The sequence below is a fragment of the Pseudomonas sp. REP124 genome (genome assembly GCF_020164475.1).
In the GTDB taxonomy this organism is placed as follows: Bacteria; Pseudomonadota; Gammaproteobacteria; order Pseudomonadales; family Pseudomonadaceae; genus Aquipseudomonas.
In genome coordinates this window covers 46,349-54,302 of the sequence record NZ_JAIQWX010000029.1, presented here as the reverse complement: position 1 = coordinate 54,302, position 7,954 = coordinate 46,349, and the positions used below count along the sequence as shown (strand labels likewise).

8 protein-coding genes are annotated in these 7,954 nt (G+C 61.8%); 7 read left to right on the top strand and 1 reads right to left on the bottom strand.

Translation table 11 applies throughout. The features are described from left to right. Positions 1-78 precede the first annotated feature (78 nt). Both K9857_RS10085 and preA read left to right on the top strand, forming a co-directional pair. Positions 79-1,446 (top strand): NAD(P)-dependent oxidoreductase, encoded by a 1,368-nt coding sequence (locus K9857_RS10085; protein WP_224535379.1) that lies wholly within the window; start codon positions 79-81, stop codon positions 1,444-1,446. Further along, positions 1,447-2,721, top strand: coding sequence for an NAD-dependent dihydropyrimidine dehydrogenase subunit PreA (gene preA / locus K9857_RS10080; protein WP_224535375.1), 1,275 nt, complete (start codon positions 1,447-1,449; stop codon positions 2,719-2,721). A gap of 128 nt (positions 2,722-2,849) precedes the next feature. Here the strand turns inward: preA and K9857_RS10075 are convergent, their stop codons facing one another. Then, positions 2,850-3,470 (bottom strand): TetR/AcrR family transcriptional regulator, encoded by a 621-nt coding sequence (locus K9857_RS10075; RefSeq protein WP_224535373.1) that lies wholly within the window; start codon positions 3,468-3,470, stop codon positions 2,850-2,852. A 139-nt stretch (positions 3,471-3,609) separates the two neighbouring features. Between K9857_RS10075 and copC the strand changes: the two genes are divergently transcribed. The 5 genes from copC to K9857_RS10050 all read left to right on the top strand — a co-directional run bounded on the left by copC (position 3,610) and on the right by K9857_RS10050 (position 7,952). Then, positions 3,610-3,969 carry a copper homeostasis periplasmic binding protein CopC gene (gene copC / locus K9857_RS10070; protein ID WP_224535372.1) on the top strand — a complete coding sequence of 120 codons (360 nt, stop codon included), beginning with the start codon at positions 3,610-3,612 and terminating at the stop codon, positions 3,967-3,969. 3 nt (positions 3,970-3,972) lie between these two features. Beyond that, on the top strand, positions 3,973-4,830 hold the full coding sequence (gene copD, locus K9857_RS10065; RefSeq protein WP_224535370.1) for a copper homeostasis membrane protein CopD: 858 nt from the start codon (positions 3,973-3,975) through the stop codon (positions 4,828-4,830). A gap of 318 nt (positions 4,831-5,148) precedes the next feature. Next, entirely contained in the window at positions 5,149-5,973 is an 825-nt protein-coding gene (locus K9857_RS10060; protein ID WP_224535367.1) for an NAD-dependent epimerase/dehydratase family protein, read from the top strand. A 49-nt stretch (positions 5,974-6,022) separates the two neighbouring features. Next, complete coding sequence (locus tag K9857_RS10055) at positions 6,023-6,916, top strand: SMP-30/gluconolactonase/LRE family protein (protein WP_224535365.1); 894 nt, start codon at positions 6,023-6,025, stop codon at positions 6,914-6,916. Between the two features lie 64 nt (positions 6,917-6,980). Then, positions 6,981-7,952 (top strand): TRAP transporter substrate-binding protein, encoded by a 972-nt coding sequence (locus K9857_RS10050; RefSeq protein ID WP_224535363.1) that lies wholly within the window; start codon positions 6,981-6,983, stop codon positions 7,950-7,952. Positions 7,953-7,954 lie beyond the last annotated feature (2 nt).

Genomic DNA, 7,954 nt, shown 5'->3' with positions numbered 1-7,954 from the left:
CCTGCTCGCGATGAGGCCGGTACAGGCAACAAAAATGCCCAACAGAGGCAGCACCTCTATCACCGTGAGGCCAAAACCGTGATCAAGACCCTGACCCATCTCCCGCACCCGTACGAGAACGCGGCCGTCCTCGCCGGTCACTTCACCGACCTGGCGCCGCCGCTCAACGACCGACAAGCCCACCTGGAAGCCTCGCGCTGCCTGTATTGCTACGACGCGCCCTGCGTCAACGCCTGCCCCAGCGAGATCGACATTCCCTCTTTCATCCGCAACATCCACCAGGAAAACGTCCAGGGTGCCGCGCAAAAAATCCTGTCGGCCAACATCCTTGGCGGCAGCTGTGCGCGGGTCTGCCCCACCGAGATCCTCTGCCAGCAAGCCTGTGTGCGCAATAACGCCCATGAGTGCGCGCCGGTGCTGATCGGTCTGCTGCAGCGTTATGCCGTGGACAACGCGCATTTCAGCCAGCATCCCTTCCCTCGCGCCGCCGCCACCGGCAAACGCATCGCCGTGGTCGGCGCAGGTCCCGCGGGATTGTCCTGTGCTCATCGCAGCGCCATGCACGGCCACGACGTGGTGATTTTCGAAGCACGGGAAAAGGCCGGCGGCCTGAATGAATACGGCATCGCCAAGTACAAGCTGGTGGACGACTACGCACAGAAGGAACTGGATTTCCTGCTGGAGATCGGCGGCATCGAAATCCGCCATGGGCAGAAACTTGGCGACAACCTGAGCCTCAGCGAACTGCATCAGCAATACGACGCGGTGTTCCTCGGCCTTGGCCTGAACGCCAGCAAACAACTGGGTCTGGCCAACGAAGAGGCCCCCGGCCTGCTCGCCGCCACCGACTACATCCGCGAATTGCGCCAGGCCGATGACCTGACCCAACTGCCGCTGGCCGACCACGCCATCGTCCTCGGCGCCGGCAACACCGCCATCGACATGGCGGTGCAAATGGCTCGCCTCGGTGCCCACGATGTCAACCTTGTGTATCGGCGTGGCGTCGAGGACATGGGCGCCACTCACCACGAACAGGAGATCGCCAAGGCCAATCAGGTGCGTCTGCTGACCTGGGCGCAACCGGAAGAAGTGTTGCTCGATGACCAGGGCCAGGTGCGCGGCATGCGCTTTGCCCGTACCCACCTGGTGGAGGGCCGCCTGCAGACCACCGGCGAAACCTTCGAACTGGCGGCCGACGCGATCTTCAAGGCCATCGGTCAGAGCTTCGACGACAGCGCCCTCGCCGACCCGTTGGCCGGCCAACTCAAGCGCCAGGGCGATCGGCTGCTGGTGGACGAGAACCTGCGCACCAGCATTCCCGGCGTGTATGCCGGCGGCGATTGCACCAGCCTCGATCAGGACCTCACCGTGCAGGCTGTGCAGCACGGCAAACGGGCCGCCGAGGCCATTCATGCTCAACTGATGCTCAACGTGGAGGCTGCGTAAATGGCCGATCTGTCGATTGTCTTCGCCGGCATCAAAAGCCCTAATCCGTTCTGGCTGGCCTCCGCGCCGCCCACCGACAAGGCCTACAACGTGGTCCGCGCCTTCGAGGCCGGCTGGGGTGGCGTGGTCTGGAAAACCCTGGGTGAGGACCCGGCGGCGGTCAACGTCTCGTCACGCTATTCGGCGCACTACGGCGCCAACCGCGAGGTGCTGGGCTTCAACAACATCGAACTGATCACCGACCGTTCGCTGGAGATCAACCTGCGGGAAATCACCCAGGTCAAGAAGGACTGGCCGGACCGCGCGCTGATCGTGTCGCTGATGGTGCCCTGCGTCGAAGAATCCTGGAAACACATCCTGCCGCTGGTGGAAGCCACCGGCGCCGACGGCATCGAACTGAATTTCGGCTGCCCCCACGGCATGCCGGAGCGCGGCATGGGCGCGGCGGTCGGCCAGGTGCCGGAGTACGTCGAGCAGGTCACGCGCTGGTGCAAGACCTATTGCTCGCTGCCGGTAATCGTCAAGCTGACGCCGAACATCACCGACATCCGCGTCGCCGCCCGCGCGGCCCATTGCGGTGGCGCGGATGCAGTGTCGCTGATCAACACCATCAACTCGATCACCAGCGTCGACCTGGAACGCATGGTGGCCAACCCGATCGTCGGCAGCAAAAGTACTCACGGTGGTTACTGTGGTTCAGCGGTCAAGCCGATCGCCCTGAACATGGTCGCCGAAATCGCCCGCGATCCGCAGACTGCCGGCCTGCCGATCAGCGGTATCGGTGGCATCAGCAACTGGCGCGATGCCGCGGAGTTCATGGCGTTGGGCTGCGGGTCGGTGCAGGTGTGCACGGCGGCCATGCTGCATGGCTTTCGCATCGTCGAAGAGATGAAGGACGGCCTGTCGCGCTGGATGGACAGTCAGGGCTACGCCAGCATCGCCGAGTTCTCCGGACGCGCCGTGGGCAACACCACGGACTGGAAGTACCTGGACATCAACTATCAGGTCATTGCGAAGATCGACCAGGAGGCCTGCATCGGCTGCGGCCGCTGCCACATCGCCTGCGAAGACACCTCGCACCAGGCCGTGGCCAGCCTGAAGAAACCCGACGGCACCCACAGCTATCAGGTGATCGACGAAGAATGCGTGGGCTGCAACCTGTGCCAGATTACCTGCCCCGTACAGGACTGCATCGAGATGGTCCCGGTGGACACCGGCAAACCGTTCCTGGACTGGAACCATGATCCGAGGAATCCCTATCACGTTGCCGTTTGAAATTTGCGGCGTCTGAACCGACGCCTTCGCGGACAAGCCTCGCTCCTACAGGTTTTGCGGTCGTTTGCCGGATAACCCTGTAGGAGCGAGGCTTGCCCGCGAATAGGCCGTCCGCAACAGCGACAACCTCAAGGCTCCAACCCAATCCCCCGCAAGATCACCTGCGTCACCGTCTGCACCGCCCGCTCGAACTGCATGTCCGACAGCGCCTGATGCTCGTTGAGAATGTTCACCTGATGATCGAAATCCGCGTAATGCTGGGTCGAGGCCCAGATCATGTGGAGCAGGCTTGAGGGCTCCACCGGCAGGATGCGTTTATCGTCGACCCACTGGCGGATCTTCGCTTCCTTCATCTTGGCCCAGTCATAGAGGCTGGCGTCCAGGGCTTCGCCCAGGGTCGGGGCGCCGTGGATGATTTCGTTGGCCCAGACTTTAGAGCCGTAGGGACGGGTGCGGGAGTGGTGCATCTTGGCGCGGATGTAGCTGCTGAGGACCACGCGGGGGTCGTCGAACATCTCGAAGCACAGCGCATCCTGCTTCCACACTTCCAGCAGGTCGAACAGCACGGCGCTGTACAACTCGGTCTTGGTGCTGAAGTAGTAATGCAGGTTGGAACGCGGCAGTTGGACCTCGGCGGCGATGTCGGCCATGGCGGTGCTGCCGAAGCCTTTTTCGGCGAAGACCTTTTCGGCGGCGAGGAGAATTTTCTCGACGTTACTGCGACGAATCTCGATCTTGTGATTGCCCATGTGGGCTCCCTGACAACAGCGTTAAACAAGACTAGCATCCGCTCTGACACGCGGCGACAGGGGAACGGCAAACTTCCTGAAACCGGTACGCCCCGACTAGACTTGCGCCCACATCGAACCTGCCATCGAGGGATTGAACATGTTTAAGAAAACCCTGATCACCACCGCGCTGCTCGGCTCACTTTTTGCCGCGTCCTCGGTGTGGGCCCATGCTCATTTGAAGAGCCAGACGCCCGCCGCCGACAGCACCGTCAGCCCGCCGGCGGAACTGAGCCTGACGTTTTCCGAAGGCGTTGAAGCCGACTTTTCCAAAGTGACGATTACCAAGGACGGCGCCGATGTCCTGGTGAAAAGCCTGACCACTCAGAGTGACAAGAAGACCCTGATCGTCACCCCGGCGGTGCCGTTCACCGCGGGCGATTACAAGGTCGAATGGCATGTTGTGTCGGTCGACACCCACAAGAGCGAAGGCGCCTATGCCTTCAAGGTGGGCCAGTAATACATGACCGATGCGATGGTGCTGTGCCGCTTCCTGCATTTCACCATGGTGCTGATGCTGTTCGGGGCCTGGGTGTTCAAACCGCTGCTGCTGGGGCGCGACACTGCGCTCGATCAATCGTTGGCCTTTGTCTGTCGCTGGCTGGTGGCGGTGGCGCTGATCAGCGGCGTGGGCTGGTTGCTGCTGGTCACCGCCAGCATGGCCGGAAACTGGAGTGCGGCGTCTGACCCATCGACGCTGCACCTGGTGCTCGAGCGCACATTCTTCGGCCAGGTGTGGCGCTGGCACTTGCTGATCAACGCCCTGCTGCTTCTGTTGCTGCTGTCACCGCTACGGGCTAACCGAACCCTGCAACTGATCCTCGGCGGTCTGCTGCTGGCGACCCTCGCTCCGATCGGTCATGGCGCCATGTTCGATGGCGTCGAAGGCCGATGGTTGATGTTCAATCAACTGCTTCACCTGACCTGCGTCAGCGTGTGGCTCGGCGGGCTGATGCTGCTGCTTCTGATCCTGCGTCGACCTGACGGGCATTCCATCGAGACGTTGTTACGCAAGTTCAGTGGCGTCGGCTATGGCCTGGTGGCCGGCTTGCTGATCACCGGCTTGATCAACGTTCGCGCCCTGACCGGAGCGTTCTGGCCCACGCCCCTGTTTACCGGCTTTGCCTTGATCCTGTTGATCAAGGTTTCGCTGGTGGGTGCGATGCTCGGGTTGGCGCTGTTCAACCGGTTGCGCATCAACGACTGCGAACAACACCTTCCGACGTTGCGCCGCAGTGTGCTGCTGGAGTGGTTGCTGGGGATGGGCGCGGTCGCGGCAGTCTCGTTGCTGGGCACCCTGCCCCCGATGATTTCAGGCTGACGCAATCCCTGTAGGAGCGAGCACGCTCGCGATGGTCGTCAACGAAAACGTTGGCTGCCTGACACCCCGCGGTGTCTGTGCCTCCATCGCGAGCATGCTCGCTCCTACAGGGGTCTGATACAGACGCAACACATCGTACGCCCAGAAGATCGCAGCCACGGTGCATTCGATAGCCTCTGCACGGGCCAGTATCCGTACGCCCTCTCGTCAATTTCCCAAAACGTCGCGTTGACAAGACGCGAAAACCCCACCAATACTCCCGCACAGTCATACGACAACCTACAACGACCAATAATAAGAACGTGTAAAGGGATTTCCATGACGACCACTGCATCGACACGCGCTCCGTTCAATCGCCTGCTTCTGACCGGCGCCGCCGGCGGGCTGGGCACAGTCTTGCGCGACAGCCTGCGCCCCCATGCCAATGTCATTCGCCTCTCGGACATCGCCCCCATGGCGCCAGCCATCGATGACCGTGAAGAAGTCGTGGTCTGCGACCTTTCCGACAAGCAGGCCGTGCACCAACTGGTCGAAGGCGTGGACGCGATCCTGCACTTTGGCGGCGTCTCCACCGAACATGCCTTCGAAGAAATCCTCGGTGCCAACATCTGCGGGGTGTTCCACATCTACGAAGCGGCCCGCCGGCATGGGGTCAAACGCATCATCTTCGCGAGCTCCAACCACGTCATCGGCTTCTACAAGCAGGATGAAGTGATCGACGCCCACTCCCCTCGACGCCCGGACAGCTACTACGGCCTGTCCAAGTCTTACGGCGAGGACATGGCGACGTTTTACTTCGACCGCTACGGCATCGAAACCGTCAGCGTACGCATCGGCTCCTCGTTCCCGGAGCCGCAGAACCGCCGGATGATGAGCACCTGGCTGAGCTTCAGCGATCTCACCCAATTGCTCGAACGCGCGTTGTACACCCCCGACGTTGGCCACACAGTGGTTTACGGGATGTCTGACAACAAGGACGTCTGGTGGGACAACCATCTCGCCTCCCGCCTGGGCTTTGCCCCCAAAGACACCTCCGAAGTGTTTCGCGAAAAAGTCGAAGCCCAGCCACTGCCAGCTGCCGATGATCCGGCGCGGATCTACCAGGGCGGTGCCTTCTGCGCAGCCGGCCCCTTCGGAGATTGAGTCAAGCCGTCACTGGATCTTCATCACAACGCCAAGGGAATGAATCGCCATGCAAGCCGAATTGATTGTCGATGCCCGCAACGCAGTCGGTGAAAGCCCGGTCTGGGTCGCCGAGGAAAACGCCCTGTACTGGGTCGATATTCCCGCCGGAGGCTTGCAGCGCTGGAGCGCCGAGCGCGGACATGTCGAGAGCTGGAGAACGCCGGAAATGCTCGCCTGCATCGCCCGTCATCCTGACGGTGGCTGGGTCGCCGGCATGGAAAGCGGCTTCTTCCATTTGCATGCCCATAACGATGGCAGCCTCGACAGCGAACCTTTGGCCGCGGTCGACCACATTCGCCCCGACATGCGCCTCAACGATGGTCGCTGCGATCGCCAAGGGCGTTTCTGGGCCGGCAGCATGGTGCTGGACATGGGCGCCAATGCCGACGATGGCGCGCTGTTCCGCTATAGCGCCGGCCAAGAGGGACCGCTGACACCGCGCCTGAGTGGCTTCATCGTGCCCAACGGCCTGGCCTTCAGCCCGGACGGACGCACGATGTACCTGTCCGACTCGCACCCGCAGATCCAGCAGATCTGGGCGTTCGACTACGACATCGACAGCGGTACGCCGAGCAATCGCCGGGTGTTCGTCGACATGCGCAAGTTTTGCGGCCGTCCCGACGGTGCCGCGGTGGATGCCGAGGGCTGCTATTGGATCTGCGCCAACGACGCCGGGCTGATTCACCGTTTCACCCCCGATGGACGACTGGACCGTTCCCTCGCCGTCCCGGTGAAAAAACCGACCATGTGCGCCTTCGGCGGCAGTCGACTGGACACGCTGTTCGTGACCTCGATCCGCCCCGGCAATGACCTTGATCCACATTCCATTGCCGGCGGCGTGTTCGCCCTCGATCCCGGCGTGAAGGGCTTGCCCGAACCTCTGTTCAACGATCTGTTTTAACGACCGCTCCCGCTGCACCGCTGCGCTTTTGAATACAAAAATAACAAGACTGGAGAAATGCCCCATGGACTTCAAACGCACCTTGCTCCTCGCTTCGCTCCCGCTCACCTTCATCCTCGGCAACGCCGCCCAGGCACTGGAAATCAAATTCGCCGACATCCACCCCGCCGGTTATCCGACAGTGGTGGCCGAGGAACAGCTGGGCAAGACGCTGGTGGCGGAAAGCGACGGCAAACTGACCTTCAAGATGTTCGCCGGCGGCGTGCTCGGCTCGGAGAAGGAGGTGATCGAACAGGCTCAGGTCGGCGCCATCCAGATGGCCCGGGTCAGCCTCGGCATCGTCGGGCCGGTGGTGCCCGACGTGAACGTGTTCAACATGCCCTTCGTGTTCCGCGACCAGGCACACATGCGCAAAGTCATCGACGGCGAAGTCGGCGACGAGATCCTCGACAAGATCACCAACTCCGAATTCAACCTGGTGGCCCTGGCCTGGATGGACGGCGGCACCCGCAACATCTACACCAAAAAGCCGGTGCGCAGCCTCGAAGACCTCAAGGGGATGAAGATCCGTGTGCAAGGCAACCCGATGTTCATCGACACCATCAACGCCATGGGCGGCAACGGCATCGCCATGGACACCGGTGAAATCTTCAGCGCCCTGCAGACCGGGGTGATCGACGGCGCGGAAAACAATCCGCCGACTCTGCTCGAACACAACCACTTTCAGAGCGCCAAGTTCTACAGCCTGACCGGACACCTGATCCTGCCGGAGCCCATCGTGATGTCGAAAATCACCTGGGAAAAACTCACTCCCGAGCAGCAGGTATTGGTGAAGAAAACTGCCAAAGCCGCCCAGGCTCAGGAACGCACGTTGTGGGACGCCAAATCCGCCAGCAGCGAGGAAAAACTCAAGGCGGCCGGCGTCGAATTCATCACCGTCGACAAGAAACCTTTCTACGAAGCGACCGCCTCGATCCGCGAGAAATACGGCGCACCCTATGCCGATCTGATCAAGCGCATCGAAGCCGTGCAGTAACC

Coding starts and splice junctions, on each gene's coding strand:
- preA (WP_224535375.1), top strand. CDS start 1,447: ATGGCCGATCTGTCGATTGTCTTCGCCGGCATCAAAAGCCCTAATCCG.
- K9857_RS10075 (WP_224535373.1), bottom strand. CDS start 3,470: ATGGGCAATCACAAGATCGAGATTCGTCGCAGTAACGTCGAGAAAATT.
- copC (WP_224535372.1), top strand. CDS start 3,610: ATGTTTAAGAAAACCCTGATCACCACCGCGCTGCTCGGCTCACTTTTT.
- copD (WP_224535370.1), top strand. CDS start 3,973: ATGACCGATGCGATGGTGCTGTGCCGCTTCCTGCATTTCACCATGGTG.
- K9857_RS10060 (WP_224535367.1), top strand. CDS start 5,149: ATGACGACCACTGCATCGACACGCGCTCCGTTCAATCGCCTGCTTCTG.
- K9857_RS10055 (WP_224535365.1), top strand. CDS start 6,023: ATGCAAGCCGAATTGATTGTCGATGCCCGCAACGCAGTCGGTGAAAGC.
- K9857_RS10050 (WP_224535363.1), top strand. CDS start 6,981: ATGGACTTCAAACGCACCTTGCTCCTCGCTTCGCTCCCGCTCACCTTC.